The organism is Enterobacter hormaechei subsp. hoffmannii (assembly GCF_001729745.1).
Classification (GTDB): Bacteria; Pseudomonadota; Gammaproteobacteria; order Enterobacterales; family Enterobacteriaceae; genus Enterobacter; species Enterobacter intestinihominis.
The window spans coordinates 281,380-297,637 of sequence record NZ_CP017186.1 but is presented as its reverse complement, the minus strand read 5'-3'; the positions used below and the strand labels follow the sequence as shown (position 1 = coordinate 297,637).

The window sequence follows — 16,258 nt, the reverse complement described above, 5'->3', positions numbered from 1 at the left end:
TATCTCCTGAGATCATTGCTTTTCTTTGTAATTGGAATGCTTAAACGCCTGGCTCTTTGTGCAACCGACGACATGCAGTGCCATCCTCACGGAACAGATGGCAACGCTCTGGCGGCAAACCGATAGCGAATGTGGCACCCTCTTCTACCAACACCACGTCATTCTGGCGGTAGACCAGGTTCTGACGGATGGCGGGGATCTGGATATGAATCTGTGTTTCGTGACCAAGCTGTTCGACGACCTGAACTTCACCTTCCAGCGTCACATCCGCAATGTGGCTTGGCAGTAGATGCTCAGGACGGATACCGAGGGACATATTGGCCCCCACCTGTACGTTGGCGCTGTCGACTGGCAGCCAGACCTGCTGACGGTTTGGCAGCTCCACCTGTACCTGTTCGATTGCCGTCGCGGTCACTTTTACGGGCAGGAAGTTCATCTTTGGCGAGCCAATGAAGCCCGCAACAAAGCGGTCTGCCGGGTAGTGATACAGCTCCAGCGGTTTGCCCACCTGCGCCACGCGACCGGCGTCCAGTACCACGATTTTGTCGGCCAGCGTCATCGCTTCGACCTGATCGTGGGTGACGTAAATCATCGTGCGTCCAAGACGCTTGTGCAGACGGGAGATTTCGATACGCATCTGGACGCGCAGGGCGGCATCCAGGTTAGAGAGAGGTTCATCGAGCAGGAACACGCGCGGCTCGGCCACCAGCGTACGGCCGATCGCCACACGCTGACGCTGACCACCGGAGAGCGCCTTCGGTTTACGCTCCAGCAGATGTGCCAGCTGGAGCACTTCCGCCACCTGGGTGACGCGCTGGTTAATGGTCTCTTTTTTCGCGCCGGCCAGCTTCAGGCCAAAGGACATGTTCTCGGCAACGGAAAGATGCGGATAAAGCGCATAAGACTGGAACACCATGCCCACGCCGCGTTCAGCTGGCGGGATGTCGTTCATTCGGGTATCACCAATAAATAAATCGCCACTGGTGATGGTTTCAAGACCGGCAATCATACGCAGCAGAGTAGATTTACCACAGCCTGATGGACCAACGAACACCACAAACTCACCTTCGTGGATGTCCAGATTGATGTCTTTTGACACCACAACGTCGCCCCAGGCTTTCGTTACATTACGCAGCTGTACGCTCGCCATGCCCTTCTCCCTTCGTTACAACCTGTCACCGACAGAAACATTCAAGATAAGTTCACTATGCGTGTTCCATTACTTTCGTGAATCCTCCACCCCCCGGCTTTTTTATGGGGGAGGAGGCGGGAGGATGAGAGAGCAGGCTCTGCGACCGCAGCGGAGGGGCTGAGGCGAAAATCGTGAAGCGGCCTGCAAAATTCAATGGGTTTTTATGTGCGCCAGCACTCATAACTTAAATTTATGTTACAGGGATCACACAAACAGGGGGTGGGGCGTAGGGACTGGGAGGATGGAAAGAGGATGTCAAATAAGGAGACTGAGTCACGTTGAACCACCTTATGTATCCACGAGCACATCACCAATAAAGGATGGCAGATATGAAGATCAAGACTGGCGCACGCGTTTTCGCATTGTCCGCCCTCGCAGCAATGATGATTTCCGCACCGGCTCTCGCCAAAATTGAAGAAGGTAAGCTGGTTATCTGGATTAACGGCGACAAGGGCTATAACGGTCTGGCCGAAGTGGGCAAAAAATTCGAGAAAGACACCGGTATCAAAGTCACCGTAGAACACCCGGACAAACTGGAAGAGAAGTTCCCGCAGGTTGCGGCAACCGGCGATGGTCCGGACATTATCTTCTGGGCGCATGACCGTTTCGGGGGCTACGCGCAGTCTGGCCTGCTGGCAGAAGTCACGCCAGACAAAGCCTTCCAGGACAAACTGTTCCCGTTCACCTGGGACGCCGTTCGCTATAACGGCAAGCTGATCGCTTACCCAATCGCGGTTGAAGCCCTGTCACTGATTTACAACAAAGACCTGGTGCCAAATCCACCGAAAACCTGGGAAGAGATCCCTGCTCTGGATAAAGAGCTGAAGGCGAAAGGTAAATCCGCTCTGATGTTCAACCTGCAAGAGCCGTACTTCACCTGGCCGCTGATTGCTGCCGACGGCGGCTACGCGTTCAAGTTTGAAAACGGCAAATATGACGTGAAAGACGTGGGCGTGGACAACGCGGGCGCGAAAAAAGGCCTGACCTTCCTGGTTGACCTGATTAAGAACAAACACATGAACGCGGATACCGACTACTCCATCGCGGAAGCGGCGTTCAACAAAGGCGAAACCGCGATGACCATCAACGGTCCGTGGGCCTGGACCAACATCGACAAGAGCAAAGTCAACTACGGCGTGACCCTGCTGCCAACCTTCAACGGCAAGCCGTCTAAACCGTTTGTTGGCGTGCTGAGCGCGGGTATCAACGCCGCCAGCCCGAACAAAGAGCTGGCGAAAGAGTTCCTGGAAAACTACCTGCTGACCGATCAGGGTCTGGATGAAGTGAACAAGGACAAACCGCTGGGCGCCGTTGCGCTGAAATCCTTCCAGGATCAGTTAGCGAAAGATCCACGCATTGCGGCCACCATGGATAACGCCCAAAAAGGCGAAATCATGCCGAACATCCCACAGATGGCTGCGTTCTGGTACGCCACCCGTACCGCCGTCATCAACGCTGCAAGCGGTCGCCAGACTGTTGATGCCGCGCTGAAAGATGCTCAGGGTCGTATTACTAAGTAAGTCTGAAAAACGGCGGGTGGCGCGTGCGCTTACCCGCCCTACGACTACGGCACGATCCGTAGGTCAGGTAAGCGCAGCGCCACCTGACGATAAGTTTCCACCGTTGTAGAGGAAGAACCCCATGGATGTCATTAAAAAGAAACGCTGGTGGCAAAGCGACGCACTGAAGTGGTCAGTGATAGGTCTGCTGTGTCTGCTGGTGGGTTACCTTGTTGTTTTAATGTACGTGCAAGGGGAATACCTTTTTGCCATCATGACGCTGATTTTAAGCTCGGTTGGCCTGTATATTTTCGCCAACCGTAAAGCGTATGCCTGGCGCTATGTCTACCCCGGTGTTGCCGGGATGGGGCTGTTTGTCCTCTTTCCGCTGATCTGCACCATCGCGATTGCCTTTACTAACTACAGCAGCACCAACCAGCTCGCGCAGGAGCGTGCCACCCAGGTGCTTCTGGATCGTTCTTATCAGGCGGGTAAAACCTTTAACTTCGGCCTGTATCCTGCGGGAGATGAATGGAAGTTAGCGCTCACTGACGGTGAGAGCGGCAAAAACTATCTTTCCGACGCGTTCAAATTTGGCGGCGAGCAGAAGCTGGTCTTAAAAGAGGCCGCGGCCCTGCCGGAAGGTGAACGTGCCAACCTGCGTATCATCACTCAAAATCGCCAGGCGCTGACCCAGCTCACCGCTGTGCTGCCCGATGACAGCAAAGTAACCATGAGCTCGCTGCGCCAGTTTTCCGGCACGCAGCCGCTTTATACTCTGGCGGATGACGGCACGCTGACCAACAACCAGAGCGGCGTGAAGTACCGTCCGAATAACGACATTGGTTTCTATCAGTCGGTGAATGCCGACGGCAGCTGGGGCGACGACAAGCTCAGCCCGGGCTATACCGTTACCATCGGCTGGGATAACTTTACCCGCGTGTTTACCGACGAAGGCATCCAGAAACCGTTCTTCGCCATCTTCGTCTGGACGGTAGTCTTCTCCATACTGACCGTGATCCTGACCGTGGCCGTGGGCATGGTGCTGGCCTGTCTCGTTCAGTGGGAGTCCCTGAAGGGGAAAGCGATTTACCGCGTGCTGCTGATTCTGCCGTACGCCGTGCCGTCGTTCATCTCGATTCTGATTTTCAAAGGGTTGTTTAACCAGAGCTTCGGTGAAATCAACATGATGCTGAGCGCGCTGTTCGGCATCAAACCGGCCTGGTTCAGCGACCCGACCACCGCTCGCTCGATGATTATCATCGTGAACACCTGGCTCGGTTATCCGTACATGATGATCCTGTGCATGGGGCTGCTGAAGGCCATCCCGGATGACCTGTACGAAGCCTCGGCGATGGACGGCGCGGGTCCGTTCCAGAACTTCTTCAAAATTACCCTGCCGCTGCTCATTAAGCCGCTGACGCCGCTGATGATTGCCAGCTTCGCCTTTAACTTTAACAACTTCGTGCTGATTCAGCTGTTGACCAACGGCGGTCCGGACCGTCTCGGCACCACCACGCCGGCAGGCTATACCGACCTGCTCGTGAGCTACACCTACCGTATCGCCTTCGAAGGCGGCGGCGGTCAGGACTTCGGTCTGGCGGCAGCGATTGCCACCCTGATCTTCCTGCTGGTGGGCGCCCTGGCGATCGTGAACCTGAAAGCTACACGTATGAAATTTGACTAAGGAGGGCACTGAACATGGCAATGGTACAACCCAAATCTCAGAAACTGCGCCTCCTCGCGACGCACTTAGGCCTGCTGATTTTCATCGCGGCGATCATGTTCCCGCTGCTGATGGTTATCGCCATCTCCCTGCGTTCGGGGAACTTCGCCACCGGGAGCCTGATCCCGGATGAAATCTCCTGGGAGCACTGGAAACTCGCGCTGGGCTTCAGTGTGGAACACGCGGATGGCCGCGTCACTCCACCGCCGTTCCCGGTGCTGCTGTGGCTGTGGAACTCGGTAAAAGTGGCGACCATCACTGCCATCGGCATCGTGACGCTCTCCACCACCTGTGCTTACGCCTTCGCCCGTATGCGTTTCCCTGGCAAAGCGACCCTGCTGAAAGGGATGCTGATTTTCCAGATGTTCCCGGCGGTGCTGTCACTGGTGGCGTTGTATGCCCTGTTTGATCGTCTGGGCGAGTACGTGCCGTTTATCGGCCTGAACACCCACGGCGGCGTGATCTTCGCCTATCTTGGCGGCATCGCCCTGCATGTGTGGACCATCAAGGGCTATTTCGAAACCATCGATGGTTCACTGGAAGAAGCCGCCGCGCTGGATGGCGCCACCCCGTGGCAGGCGTTCCGTCTGGTGCTGCTGCCGCTGTCGGTGCCGATTCTGGCGGTGGTGTTCATCCTGTCGTTTATCGCGGCGATCACCGAAGTACCGGTCGCCTCTCTGTTACTGCGCGATGTGAACAGCTACACCCTGGCCGTCGGTATGCAGCAATACCTCAACCCGCAAAACTACCTGTGGGGCGACTTTGCCGCGGCGGCCGTACTCTCTGCCATCCCGATTACCGTGGTGTTCCTGCTGGCCCAGCGCTGGCTGGTCAACGGCCTGACGGCGGGCGGTGTGAAAGGTTAAGTTTCATCTGTTATGCCACTGCAACCCTCAACTTTAGACGTATTGTATTGAACCAACTTGTGACTGTTGTTAGGCGCTCTTCGGAGCGCCCTTTTTTTATTCGCGTTTCAGCCGCTTTGAGTTGCACAGCCAGAGGGTGATCACCAGCAGCAGGATCGCCGCCGAGTAGATCAGCACGTCGAGCGGGGATTTATGATCGACGATGATCAGCCGCACAATGGCGGTGATGCCAATGTAGACAAAATAGCGCAGCGGGAAGTGAAAGCCGGACTGAAAGTACTTCACAATCAGGGCGATAAATTCAAAGTAGAGAAAGTAGACCACCAGGCCTTCCACCAGCGCGTATTTGCTGGTTTGCTCAGGTGCGAACAGCACATCCGCCAGATGCACCGTCTCTTTACCCAGAAACACGACCAGGATCAGGCCAAGGCTCAGCAGACCGAGGTTCAGCACGGTCTGGAGTATTGTTGAGATAAACTCAACACGCGGACGAGTCAGGGATGTCATACAGCACCTCATTCTCCAGGGCGAGGTTCCTGTATAACGCAAAAATGTGACGGGGATCTATATTTTTTGTTTATGTTTTGTCCACATGAACATTCTTGCCGGGCGGCACTGCGTTTGCCCGGCCTACAAAAATACTCTCGTAGGCCCGGTAAGCGCAGCGCCACCGGGCAAACAAGCATCAGCGGAAGTTAATGTTCTTATCGCTGGTCATATCATACAGCTGGAACTTACGTCCAAGCTGCTGACCGCCGTCGCGCGTCAGCGGCGTCCAGCCCACTGCCGCACGGCTGCGGGTTGGGCCTGACGAGAACAGATCCAGCGGAATCGACACGTACACCCCTTTGGTGAAGTCCCCTTCCCCGTACTCGTCTGGCGAAACGTTGGTGATGGTGGCATAACCGCCTACCACTACGCCGCTGTCGAAGTGTTTGGAGATATCCAGCGTGCCGCCCTTATCGCCCGCCAGGTACTGCCCGACGCTGGCTTTCACCAGCACATCCTGTGCGAACGACGGCGTCCAGTAGGCGGTCAGGTGGCCGGTTTTGACGCTGTAGTCGGTGAACTTCATCATGTCCTGCGCGCTGCGCCAGTCACGCTGTTTCACGTAGTTGGCATCAATCCCAAACGCCCAGTTACTGTCGACGGGACGATAAAGCACCTCCGCCCCCGCGCCGCCGAACATGGTTTCCAGATAGCCACCGTAAACCTGGCCGTAGAAGCCGTTACCGAAGTACTGGAAGTAGTTGGCCTGCAGGTTATTCACGTAGATATCGTTCTGCACATATTCGCGAACGCGGGTACGCACGCGCGGCAGTTTTGAATCGTTCGGCGGGTTGGTGTAGTTAAATTTGTCGTAGTTGTTGGCAAGGTTGCCGAACAGACTACCGGTGGTCAACAGGTGGTCGGTCACCCACAGATCCGCCGTCGCCATCGCGCCCAGCTGATACATGTAGAAGTTTTCCGGCCCACCCACGGACTGGTTCAGCACCGGATCGATATGGAAATCGAAGCGGGATTTATCGATATACCAGCCCTGCTCGGTGCTCTCTGGCACCACCGGCTCAACGCGTTTTTGCACCAGCTCGGTTTCATGTCCCAGCGGTTCGCCTTCAAGATGACGCTTAAGGCTGGCAACATCGGTTTCAGTGGTGACCTGCGGCAGGTTGAGACGGTTCTCCGTCACGCGGATCGTGCGGATCCCCTCCGGCAGATCGTTCATGACGATCCGGTTGGCGCGCTCGATCCCTTCGCGGGAGTCGCGGTATTTTACCTGCTCGCCGGTGACGTACAGCGTATCGCCTTTGGTCTGGATCTTCGGATCCGCCAGGCCTGCGTTATATTTCAGCAGCGTCAGCTGGTTCGCTACCACGGAGTGCTGAATGATCGCATCCTGCGGCTCCGGCTGGTATTTGGGCCGCGGGTTATCATTGTAGCGCGGCCGCATGTCGTTAAAGTTGGTGCGCAGCGTAAAGCCAAACATCAGGGTATTACCGCGCTCATAGCTGAGGTTAACGTCGGCCCAGTCGGTGACGCGGTAAATGGCGCCGACGTTAAACTTGCTCTTCTGCTCAATCTTGCCGGCAAAATCTTCGCTGTAGTTATTGCCTTCGTACTCCAGCTTCAGGCGCAGCGGCTGCCATGGCGTTTGATACTCTACGCCTCCAAACAGCGAGGCCGGGCCGTGGAACATCTGGTCGCCGTTGATGGAACCCGCTTTTTTATAGCTGTTATCGCGGTAGCAGTATTTGTCGCTGTAGGTACAGAACGGGTTGGTTACGTTGCCGCTGGTGCCGAGGTAGCCCCAGCCAAGACCCAGCGAGAAATCAAACGGTCCCCAGGCTTTGCTGGCAACGATGTATTCCGCATCAAACAGGCCGGTCCCGCCAATGTCTTTCGCCCCGACGGAGACCTGCGGCATCCAGTAGCTCTCTTCCCACAGGCGCAGCTTCACGTCGAAGGCTTTGTCTTTATAGGTCTGATCGCCGGAGAAGGCGTCCACGCTGCTGTACTGTTTTGTACGCACGTCGGTGTAGCGCAGCGTGGTCTCCAGCCAGGGGAACAGCTGCACGGACGCAGAGTAGTAACGGTACTGATCGTTATCGCGATAGTTAAGGCTGATTTCACCCTCGCGGGCCATACGCGCGGTCGGGGTTTGCAGTAAGCCCACGCCGCCAAAATCGGACTGCGACGGGCCGATGGGTGCCGGATACGTTTCTGCATGACAGGCGGCACTCACGCACAGTGCAAGCATGCTGTAGAGATAGGTTTTTTTCATTATTCCGGTATCCGCTGTATCAGGGAGCGAAGGATATCGGCATTAAGCCCGTCATACGCTTTCGTCCAGAAATGGTCGGCAAAACCGACAAAAATGATGCTGCCTGGCATAGGTTCGATATGGCGTTTATTCCAGTAAGCCACCGGCGCTTTTTGCGTATGCCCGTCCGGATAGACCACCCAGGCATAGCTGTTATCCGCACCGCTGAGCAAGCTTTGCTCGTCGAGATAGCTCACGACGTCCCGGCCCGGCGTAAACGGCTTTTTGCCAGGGCTGCTGATAAGCCCCATCACGGTGACGGTGGAAGGCTGAGCCGGCAGCCACAGGGTATAGTCCCCTTCCAGCGACGGATTGCCGTTTTCGGCGACGCGCACCTCATCCGGATCGAGATTCACCTTCTGGCGACCCGTCACCTTAACCGCCTGAAGCTGCTGACGCAGGCTAGTAATGGCCGCGGCATCGTCAGCATCTTCCTGTTGTGCCAGCCCGCTCAGTCGGGTGAGCAGCGCCTGATGTTTTTGTTCCGCTACAATCGTCGCCTGACGCTCGCTGATAACCGCCCCGGTCCACCAGCTTTTCGCCAGCCTCGGCTGCCCCACCAGATCGAGCAGATGCCCGGCATTGGTTAAGGTTTTAGGTTTTTCGCTGTCCGGGGTGTAGACCTGTACCGTTCCCGCAGACCACGCCAGCGGCGAGGCCAGGCTGGCGAGAAGCGCAACGTGAATGAACATTTTCATGATTTCGCCGCCTTGATCAGGGTGGTCTTCACCGGGAAGAAACCGGCACCGAGATACTGTAAGGACTGGCGGATTTGCCCCTCTTCGTCCACCCAGAAGCGGTTATGCCAGGTGGCCTGATCGGTTGTCACCTCTTCATCCAGCACGCGCACCTGCGTTTCGTCGCTGCCCACTTTGACGCTGTCCGTACCATCCCAGCGGAAGGTGGAGCGGGCCGTGGCGTAGCGCACCTGTTTGTGCTCGGTCCAGCCCATTGTGCGCGTCCAGCTTGCGCCATCGACGATCTGATTCGGCTTGATGAGCGGATCTTCAGCCAGGTTGTTTACCTCAAGCAGGTTGTCGCCGCCGAGCAACGTTTTCACGATTCGGGAATGCTGAGTCACGATGGTGGCCTGATCCTGCGTCACCCATTTCTGCTGCCCGTTTTCATCGAAAGCGAGCACCACAAACAGTTGCGGACCATCGTTTAGCTGCATGTACTGGCTGGCATACGGCATGTTCTGAAGTTCGTCATCGGTCAGATGCACGCCCGGCGTGCCGAACATGCTGTCCCACAGTGAGTGGCCCAGCCCTTTGGTGGTAGCTGAGCACGCCTGCAACAGCAGGCAAATCAGGATGATTGCAGGTCGCTTCACGACTCTTCTCCGAAGGGGCGAAATAACCACACCGAAGTGTGGTTATGATTAAAACACCCGGTATTACTGGGTGCTGGTCGTCGTAGTGGTCGTGGTTCCGGTATTGGAGCCATCACCGCCACCGGTTGCCGCCAGCGCGACACCCACGGCTGAACTTACGGCGCTGGTGCTGGCTGCGGTAGAACTCCCCGCAGACGCAGACGTCGCTGCCGACCCTGCTGCTTCCCCGACCTGGACCGGAGCTGCATAGACAGACGTCGCCGCAAGCGCAGATATGGCAAAAATGCCATACAGTACTTTCTTCATAACAATTTCCCTTCAATGAATGAATGGAGATTTGCCCGAAAAGAAATTCAGGCGGATTCGAGTATACACAACTAAAGCAGTGGGTTTACCGTGGGGGTAAATAGGGATGAGGTTTTCAGACTAATGGTTAAAAATGAAAAGAAAAAATAATTATTGAAATAGATAACCATTCATTATCAAACAGTTATAATATAAACCCATTAAAGTATCACTCCGTATTTTCTTAAAATAACCCTCAGCAATTAACGGGGTAACCGTGTTTTTCGGATTAAACTCAGATTCAGAATTTGAGATAACTAACAGACATCAGGAATTATCCGATAAAAAAATGCCGGCATATCGCCGGCATTGTTCATGACATATTTATTACGCACGCCATGCTTTATAACGGTTAATCAGACCATTGGTGGAGCTGTCGTGGCTGTCGATTGCTTTATCGTCACCCAGCTCTGGCAGAATGCGGTTTGCCAGCTGTTTGCCCAGCTCAACGCCCCACTGGTCAAAGGTGAAGATGTTCAGAATAGCGCCCTGAGTGAAGATCTTGTGCTCGTAGAGGGCAATCAGCGCGCCCAGGCTGAACGGCGTAATTTCACGCAGCAGAATGGAGTTAGTTGGACGGTTGCCTTCGAACACTTTGAACGGCACAACGTGTTCCAGCGTAGCCGGATCTTTACCCTGGTCACGGTACTCCTGCTCAACCACCTCGCGGGATTTACCGAACGCCAGCGCTTCGGTCTGGGCGAAGAAGTTAGACAGCAGCTTCGGATGGTGGTCGGAAAGCGGGTTGTGCGTAATCGCCGGGGCGATGAAATCGCACGGTACCATTTTGGTGCCCTGATGGATCAGCTGGTAGAACGCGTGCTGACCGTTGGTGCCCGGCTCGCCCCAGATGATTGGGCCAGTCTGATAATCCACCGCGTTACCGTTACGGTCAACGTACTTGCCGTTGGATTCCATGTTGCCCTGCTGGAAGTAGGCCGCAAAGCGGTGCATATACTGGTCGTACGGCAGAATCGCTTCGGTTTCAGCGCCGAAGAAGTTGTTGTACCAGATCCCGATCAGCGCCAGCAGCACCGGCAGGTTTTTCTCAGGCGCGGTGGTGGAGAAGTGTTTGTCCATCGCGTGCGCGCCGGAGAGCAGCTCAACGAAGTTGTCGAAGCCGACGGACAGGATGATGGACAGACCGATCGCAGACCACAGTGAGTAGCGGCCACCCACCCAGTCCCAGAATTCAAACATGTTCGCAGTATCAATACCGAACTCACCCACCGCTTTACCGTTGGTGGACAGCGCCGCGAAGTGTTTCGCCACGTGCTTTTCGTCGCCCGCGGTTTTCAGGAACCAGTCGCGCGCGCTGTGGGCGTTGGTCATGGTTTCCTGAGTGGTGAAGGTTTTAGACGCCACCAGGAACAGCGTGGTTTCCGGGTTCACCTTTTTCAGCACTTCAGCGATGTGAGTCCCATCGACGTTGGACACGAAGTGCATGTTGAGATGGTTTTTGTACGGGCGCAGCGCCTCGGTCACCATAAACGGGCCGAGGTCAGAGCCGCCGATACCGATGTTTACGACGTCGGTGATCGCTTTGCCGGTGTAGCCTTTCCACTGACCTGAGATGATCGCTTCAGAGAAGGTTTTCATCTTTTCCAGCACCGCGTTCACTTCCGGCATCACATCTTTGCCGTCAACGATAATTGGAGTATTGCTACGGTTGCGCAGCGCCACGTGCAGCACGGCACGGTCTTCGGTGCGGTTGATCTTCTCACCGGAGAACATGGATTTGATGGCATCTGCCAGCTCAGTCTCTTTCGCCAGATCTTGCAGCTTCGCCAGCGTCTCTTCGGTGATACGGTTCTTAGAGAAATCCACCAGCATCAGGTCATCGAAGGTGGCGGAAAACTTGCTGAAACGATCGGCATCTTTCGCGAACAGATCCGCGATAGTGACGTCTTTCATTTCATCAAAATGTTTCTGTAGTGCCTGCCATGCAGCGGTCTGCGTTGGGTTGATGTTTTTCATAGCAATACTCTTCTGATTTGAGAATTGTGACTGCGGTCGATTGTAGCGCCTGCAAATAAAAATTGTGATGGTTTTTATGCCATTGCCCTGGTCTGCATCAAACGCAGGTGAAAAGACCCGAAAAGTATAGCTGCTGTCGCGCCCTTCCGGCGTGGCGAAATGTTGGTCAAAAAGGGGTAAAAAGGAGCATAAAATATGGGCCTGTTATAAGTCCTGTTTCTGAGGGGTACCCCCCCATGAAAAATCCGCATAATCCCAGCATTGACAGGACCTCCCCCGCATTTTATTTATAGGGCCGTATTTTGCGCCTGCACCTGTTCTCGCTTCATTCTTGTGCCAAGGTCGCTCTATTCATTCCCTGACACGAGGTTGTTATGACGAGTTTTGTGGTCGCCAAGTTTGGCGGCACCAGTGTGGCAGACTACGCTGCCATGAACCGCAGCGCCGATGTGGTGCTGGCCGATCCGAATACCCGCCTGGTGGTGCTCTCCGCCTCAGCCGGCGTGACGAACCTGCTGGTTTCTTTGTCTGAAGGACTGGAAGCGACCGAGCGTTTCGTGAAGCTGGATGCACTGCGCAAAATTCAGTTCGACATCCTTGAGCGTCTGCAAAACCCGAACGTCATTCGTGAGGAAGTGGAACGCCTGCTGGAAAATATCACTACCCTGGCAGAAGCCGCTTCACTGGCAACCTCTACCGCCCTAACCGACGAACTGGTCAGCCACGGCGAACTGATGTCCACCCTGCTGTTCGTTGAGATCATGCGCGAGCGCAATATTCAGGCGCAGTGGTTCGACGTGCGTAAAGTAATGCGCACCAGCGACCGCTTTGGCCGCGCCGAGCCGGACGTTGAAGCTTTGGCAGAGCTCACTAACCAGCAGCTTGCCCCGCGTCTGGATGAAGGCATAGTGATCACCCAGGGCTTTATCGGCAGCGAAGCCAAAGGGCGCACAACCACGCTGGGCCGTGGCGGCAGCGACTATACCGCCGCCCTGCTGGGTGAAGCCCTGCATGCCACCCGCGTGGATATCTGGACGGACGTGCCGGGCATTTACACCACCGACCCGCGCGTGGTCTCTGCGGCAAAACGCATTGACGTGATCGCCTTTGAAGAAGCGGCTGAAATGGCCACCTTCGGCGCAAAAGTGCTGCATCCGGCCACGCTGCTGCCCGCCGTGCGCAGCGACATTCCGGTCTTCGTTGGCTCCAGTAAAGATCCAAAGGCGGGCGGGACGCTGGTCTGCAAGAAAACCGAGAACCCGCCGCTGTTCCGCGCGCTGGCCCTGCGTCGTAAGCAGACGCTGGTTACCCTGCACAGCCATAATATGCTGCACTCCCGCGGATTCCTGGCGGAAGTGTTTGGCATCCTGGCGCGCCACAATATCTCCGTGGACCTGATCACCACGTCAGAAGTCAGCATTGCGCTGACGCTCGACACCACCGGTTCAACCTCAACGGGTGATACCCTGCTGACGCAGTCGCTGCTGATTGAGCTTTCCGAGCTGTGCCGCGTGGAGGTGGAAGAAGATCTGGCGCTGGTTGCCATCATCGGTAATAAGCTGTCGCGCGCGTGCGGCGTGGGCAAAGAGGTGTTCGGCGTGCTCGACCCGTTCAGCATCCGCATGATTTGCTACGGCGCCTCCAGCTACAACCTCTGCTTCCTGGTCCCTGCCGATCAGGCCGAGCAGGTTGTGCAGAAACTTCATCAGAATTTATTTGAATAAAATTCGTTAGCACGATAAACATTATCCATAAGCCGGGCACAGACCCGGCTTTTTTATAACAAAACAACACGACAATACTGCAAGGAATTCACTATGTTCTCCGCTATCACCCGGCTGTTCCCGTTATGGGCGCTGCTGCTCTCCGTACTCGCGTATTACACTCCCACCACGTTCACGGGCATTGGTCCGTGGGTCACCACGCTACTGATGCTGATTATGTTCGGCATGGGCGTGCATCTAAAAATTGACGATTTCAAACGCGTGCTGTCTCGCCCGGCACCGGTTGCCGCAGGGATTTTCCTGCACTACCTGGTGATGCCGCTCGCGGCCTGGCTGCTGGCGATGGCCTTTAAGATGCCGCCCGACCTTTCCGCCGGGATGGTGCTGGTGGGGAGCGTCGCCAGCGGCACGGCATCTAACGTCATGATCTATCTGGCGAAAGGCGACGTGGCGCTCTCCGTCACTATCTCTTCCGTTTCCACGCTGGTGGGCGTGATTGCCACGCCGCTGTTAACCCGCCTGTACGTGGACGCGCATATCCAGGTGGATGTGATGGGCATGCTGCTCAGCATTCTGCAAATCGTGGTGATCCCGATTGCGCTGGGACTGGTGATCCACCATCTCTTCCCGCGGGTGGTGAAAGCGGTTGAGCCGTATCTGCCCGCGTTTTCGATGGTCTGCATACTTGCCATTATCAGCGCCGTGGTAGCCGGTTCCGCATCGCACATTGCTTCGGTGGGCTTTGTAGTGATCGTCGCGGTTGTGCTGCATAACACCATTGGTCTGCTGGGCGGATACTGGGGCGGAAAGCTGTTTGGTTTCGACGAATCCACCTGCCGCACGCTGGCGATCGAAGTGGGGATGCAGAACTCTGGCCTGGCGGCGGCGCTGGGTAAAATTTACTTCTCACCGCTGGCGGCGCTACCGGGAGCGCTGTTCTCCGTCTGGCACAACCTGTCCGGTTCGCTGTTAGCAGGGTACTGGTCCGGTAAGCCGATTGATGACCAACCGAAAAAAGATGCGGTGAAACAGGGTTAATTGAGCCGGCTTGCTTTACACTGAAGCCTCCCCATCAGGAGGCTTCAGCAATGGCTACACCACGTTTGACCCAGAAAGACATGACCGAAGCCGAGCAGCGCGAACTTAAAACGCTTCTCGACCGCGCCCGCATCGCGCATGGCCGCACGCTGACGAACGCCGAAACCAATCAGGTTAAAAAAGAGTACATCGATAAGCTGATGGCGCAGCGTGATGCCGCGGCGAAAAAAGCCCGCAAGCTGAAAAAAGAGCAGGCGTATAAACCCGACGCAGAGGCGACTTTTTCCTGGTCCGCCAGCACATCAACCCGTGGAAGGCGCTAATCAGCGCCCTTTCTTTTTGCGCCCCGGCTGGGTAAAGCGTTTTCCGTTGCCCGGCTTGCCTCGCCCTTTCTCTTCCGCCTGCGGTGCCTTCACCACCGGACGCTTAATCGCCTGCGTTTTCGGTTTGGCTTTAGCTTTCGGCTTCGCTTCGGACGAGGAGTTCTCGATAAGTTTGAACAGCTCGATCAGCTCGTCATCCGTTAAGTCACGCCACTCGCCCAGCGGGATGCCAGACAGGCTGACGTTCATGATGCGCGTGCGTTCCAGCTTCGTCACTTCATAACCGAAGTACTCGCACATGCGGCGGATCTGGCGGTTCAGGCCCTGAACCAGCGTGATGCGGAACGCGAACGGTGCTTCTTTTTTGACTTTACACTTCTTCGTCACGGTGCCCAGAATCGGCACGCCAGCGCCCATTCCGCGGATAAACTCGTCCGTCACCGGCTTGTTCACCGTCACGATGTACTCTTTCTCGTGGTCGTTACCGGCACGCAGAATTTTGTTGACCAGATCGCCGTGGTTGGTGAGGAAAATCAGCCCCTGAGAGTCTTTATCCAGACGGCCAATCGGGAAAATGCGGCTGCTGTGGTTCACGAAATCAACAATGTTGTCCCGCTCGCCATCTTCCGTGGTGCTGACAATCCCAACCGGTTTGTTCAACGCGATAAACACCAGGTCTTCGGCATCACGCGGTTCGATGACCTGACCATTCACTTTCACCACATCGCCAGGTACCACCTGATCGCCAATGGTGGCGCGTTTGCCGTTAAGAAACACGTTACCCTGTTCAATGTAACGGTCAGCCTCGCGACGTGAGCAGATCCCGCTCTCGCTAATGTATTTGTTTAATCGGGTTGATTGAGTTGGCAGCATAGTTTCTCCTGTGAAGGGCGAAATATACCTTACCTTGCGCCTGACAAAAAAGTCCTAGTAACCGCTGATCAGAAAATCGAGTGCATCCCGCAATGAAGCACTGCTGTTAGTAAGATCGGCAACGCGTTCACCTAACTCTTTTAGCGATATGCCTGCCATCATGTGCATCATCACCACGCAGGGTTTTCCCGCGACCTCAACGGCGGGAGCGACCAGTACATGCTTCATCAGAACGACCTCTGAAAGTCACTAAAGGAGCCGTTTTCATCAACCCACTGGTTAATGGCGTCAATAGAAGCTTTATTTTCTTCAAGCCACTCTGCGCGCCGATGTTCACGAAATAGCTCCTGCAAAGCCGCCGTTAGCACGGCAGAAAGGTTAAGTTTAAGCCTTCGCGCCTCTTCAAGGATGTCCGGCGACAGGGAAACATTCACTGATTTTTTAATACTATTAGCACCGCGCATGAGAACCCCCATTGGAATGCGCATGAACTGGCGAAGTGTAGCGTAATAAATGAGCACTTCCTATTCCCTTAAAAATG

Annotated in this window: 16 protein-coding genes; 6 read left to right on the top strand and 10 right to left on the bottom strand. The window is 55.6% G+C overall.

Annotated features, from left to right (window positions below; all coding sequences use genetic code 11):
- Nucleotides 1-40: 40 nt before the first annotated feature.
- On the bottom strand, nt 41-1,150 hold the full coding sequence (gene malK / locus BFV65_RS01415; protein ID WP_003860329.1) for a maltose/maltodextrin ABC transporter ATP-binding protein MalK: 1,110 nt from the start codon (nt 1,148-1,150) through the stop codon (nt 41-43).
- Nucleotides 1,151-1,521: 371 nt separating this feature from the next.
- Between malK and malE the strand changes: the two genes are divergently transcribed.
- The 3 genes from malE (at nt 1,522) to malG (ending at nt 5,283) form a co-directional block, all read left to right on the top strand.
- On the top strand, nt 1,522-2,712 hold the full coding sequence (gene malE / locus BFV65_RS01410) for a maltose/maltodextrin ABC transporter substrate-binding protein MalE (protein WP_022646733.1): 1,191 nt from the start codon (nt 1,522-1,524) through the stop codon (nt 2,710-2,712).
- 121 nt (nt 2,713-2,833) lie between these two features.
- A complete protein-coding gene (malF, locus tag BFV65_RS01405; RefSeq protein ID WP_023299085.1) occupies nt 2,834-4,378 on the top strand; it encodes a maltose ABC transporter permease MalF in 1,545 nt (514 codons plus the stop codon).
- 14 nt (nt 4,379-4,392) lie between these two features.
- Nucleotides 4,393-5,283 (top strand): maltose ABC transporter permease MalG, encoded by an 891-nt coding sequence (malG, locus tag BFV65_RS01400; RefSeq protein ID WP_069596144.1) that lies wholly within the window; start codon nt 4,393-4,395, stop codon nt 5,281-5,283.
- A 96-nt stretch (nt 5,284-5,379) separates the two neighbouring features.
- Here the strand turns inward: malG and psiE are convergent, their stop codons facing one another.
- The 6 genes from psiE to pgi all read right to left on the bottom strand — a co-directional run bounded on the left by psiE (nt 5,380) and on the right by pgi (nt 11,759).
- Nucleotides 5,380-5,790: a phosphate-starvation-inducible protein PsiE gene (gene psiE / locus BFV65_RS01395; RefSeq protein WP_000202963.1), complete on the bottom strand. Its 411-nt coding sequence runs from the start codon at nt 5,788-5,790 to the stop codon at nt 5,380-5,382.
- 178 nt (nt 5,791-5,968) lie between these two features.
- Nucleotides 5,969-8,065, bottom strand: coding sequence for a YjbH domain-containing protein (locus tag BFV65_RS01390; protein WP_023299084.1), 2,097 nt, complete (start codon nt 8,063-8,065; stop codon nt 5,969-5,971).
- The gene (locus tag BFV65_RS01385; RefSeq protein WP_023299083.1) at nt 8,065-8,802 is read right to left on the bottom strand and encodes a capsule biosynthesis GfcC family protein; all 738 of its coding nucleotides are present in this window, start codon (nt 8,800-8,802) and stop codon (nt 8,065-8,067) included. Before BFV65_RS01385 ends, BFV65_RS01390 begins: the two co-directional genes overlap by 1 nt.
- A complete protein-coding gene (locus BFV65_RS01380) occupies nt 8,799-9,437 on the bottom strand; it encodes a YjbF family lipoprotein (protein WP_003860339.1) in 639 nt (212 codons plus the stop codon). Before BFV65_RS01380 ends, BFV65_RS01385 begins: the two co-directional genes overlap by 4 nt.
- A gap of 63 nt (nt 9,438-9,500) precedes the next feature.
- Nucleotides 9,501-9,743: an exopolysaccharide production protein YjbE gene (yjbE, locus tag BFV65_RS01375; RefSeq protein WP_003860341.1), complete on the bottom strand. Its 243-nt coding sequence runs from the start codon at nt 9,741-9,743 to the stop codon at nt 9,501-9,503.
- Nucleotides 9,744-10,109: 366 nt separating this feature from the next.
- Nucleotides 10,110-11,759, bottom strand: a complete 1,650-nt coding sequence (pgi, locus tag BFV65_RS01370) for a glucose-6-phosphate isomerase (RefSeq protein WP_022646728.1) — start codon at nt 11,757-11,759, stop codon at nt 10,110-10,112.
- Between the two features lie 374 nt (nt 11,760-12,133).
- Here pgi and lysC point away from each other — a divergent pair, with 374 nt between their 5' ends.
- The 3 genes from lysC (at nt 12,134) to BFV65_RS01355 (ending at nt 14,844) form a co-directional block, all read left to right on the top strand.
- Nucleotides 12,134-13,483 carry a lysine-sensitive aspartokinase 3 gene (gene lysC / locus BFV65_RS01365; RefSeq protein ID WP_022646727.1) on the top strand — a complete coding sequence of 450 codons (1,350 nt, stop codon included), beginning with the start codon at nt 12,134-12,136 and terminating at the stop codon, nt 13,481-13,483.
- A gap of 93 nt (nt 13,484-13,576) precedes the next feature.
- On the top strand, nt 13,577-14,521 hold the full coding sequence (gene panS / locus BFV65_RS01360) for a ketopantoate/pantoate/pantothenate transporter PanS (RefSeq protein ID WP_069596143.1): 945 nt from the start codon (nt 13,577-13,579) through the stop codon (nt 14,519-14,521).
- Nucleotides 14,522-14,571: 50 nt separating this feature from the next.
- The gene (locus BFV65_RS01355) at nt 14,572-14,844 is read left to right on the top strand and encodes a YjbD family protein (RefSeq protein ID WP_017382612.1); all 273 of its coding nucleotides are present in this window, start codon (nt 14,572-14,574) and stop codon (nt 14,842-14,844) included.
- On the opposite strand, the gene rluF is transcribed toward BFV65_RS01355, so the two are convergent.
- Genes rluF through BFV65_RS01340 form a run of 3 tightly spaced genes read right to left on the bottom strand, consistent with a single transcriptional unit; the run spans nt 14,845 to nt 16,238 of the window.
- Nucleotides 14,845-15,717, bottom strand: a complete 873-nt coding sequence (rluF, locus tag BFV65_RS01350) for a 23S rRNA pseudouridine(2604) synthase RluF (RefSeq protein ID WP_022646725.1) — start codon at nt 15,715-15,717, stop codon at nt 14,845-14,847.
- A 54-nt stretch (nt 15,718-15,771) separates the two neighbouring features.
- A complete protein-coding gene (locus BFV65_RS01345) occupies nt 15,772-15,945 on the bottom strand; it encodes a CcdB family protein (RefSeq protein WP_022646724.1) in 174 nt (57 codons plus the stop codon).
- Nucleotides 15,945-16,238 (bottom strand): type II toxin-antitoxin system CcdA family antitoxin, encoded by a 294-nt coding sequence (locus BFV65_RS01340; protein ID WP_045309060.1) that lies wholly within the window; start codon nt 16,236-16,238, stop codon nt 15,945-15,947. The genes BFV65_RS01345 and BFV65_RS01340 overlap by 1 nt, the downstream gene beginning before the upstream one ends.
- Between the last annotated feature and the right edge of the window lie 20 nt (nt 16,239-16,258).

Bases quoted from the DNA above. Each gene is read 5' to 3' on its own strand.
- malK (WP_003860329.1), bottom strand. From the start codon at position 1,150: ATGGCGAGCGTACAGCTGCGTAATGTAACGAAAGCCTGGGGCGACGTT.
- malE (WP_022646733.1), top strand. From the start codon at position 1,522: ATGAAGATCAAGACTGGCGCACGCGTTTTCGCATTGTCCGCCCTCGCA.
- malF (WP_023299085.1), top strand. From the start codon at position 2,834: ATGGATGTCATTAAAAAGAAACGCTGGTGGCAAAGCGACGCACTGAAG.
- malG (WP_069596144.1), top strand. From the start codon at position 4,393: ATGGCAATGGTACAACCCAAATCTCAGAAACTGCGCCTCCTCGCGACG.
- psiE (WP_000202963.1), bottom strand. From the start codon at position 5,790: ATGACATCCCTGACTCGTCCGCGTGTTGAGTTTATCTCAACAATACTC.
- BFV65_RS01390 (WP_023299084.1), bottom strand. From the start codon at position 8,065: ATGAAAAAAACCTATCTCTACAGCATGCTTGCACTGTGCGTGAGTGCC.
- BFV65_RS01385 (WP_023299083.1), bottom strand. From the start codon at position 8,802: ATGAAAATGTTCATTCACGTTGCGCTTCTCGCCAGCCTGGCCTCGCCG.
- yjbE (WP_003860341.1), bottom strand. From the start codon at position 9,743: ATGAAGAAAGTACTGTATGGCATTTTTGCCATATCTGCGCTTGCGGCG.
- pgi (WP_022646728.1), bottom strand. From the start codon at position 11,759: ATGAAAAACATCAACCCAACGCAGACCGCTGCATGGCAGGCACTACAG.
- lysC (WP_022646727.1), top strand. From the start codon at position 12,134: ATGACGAGTTTTGTGGTCGCCAAGTTTGGCGGCACCAGTGTGGCAGAC.
- panS (WP_069596143.1), top strand. From the start codon at position 13,577: ATGTTCTCCGCTATCACCCGGCTGTTCCCGTTATGGGCGCTGCTGCTC.
- BFV65_RS01355 (WP_017382612.1), top strand. From the start codon at position 14,572: ATGGCTACACCACGTTTGACCCAGAAAGACATGACCGAAGCCGAGCAG.
- rluF (WP_022646725.1), bottom strand. From the start codon at position 15,717: ATGCTGCCAACTCAATCAACCCGATTAAACAAATACATTAGCGAGAGC.
- BFV65_RS01345 (WP_022646724.1), bottom strand. From the start codon at position 15,945: ATGAAGCATGTACTGGTCGCTCCCGCCGTTGAGGTCGCGGGAAAACCC.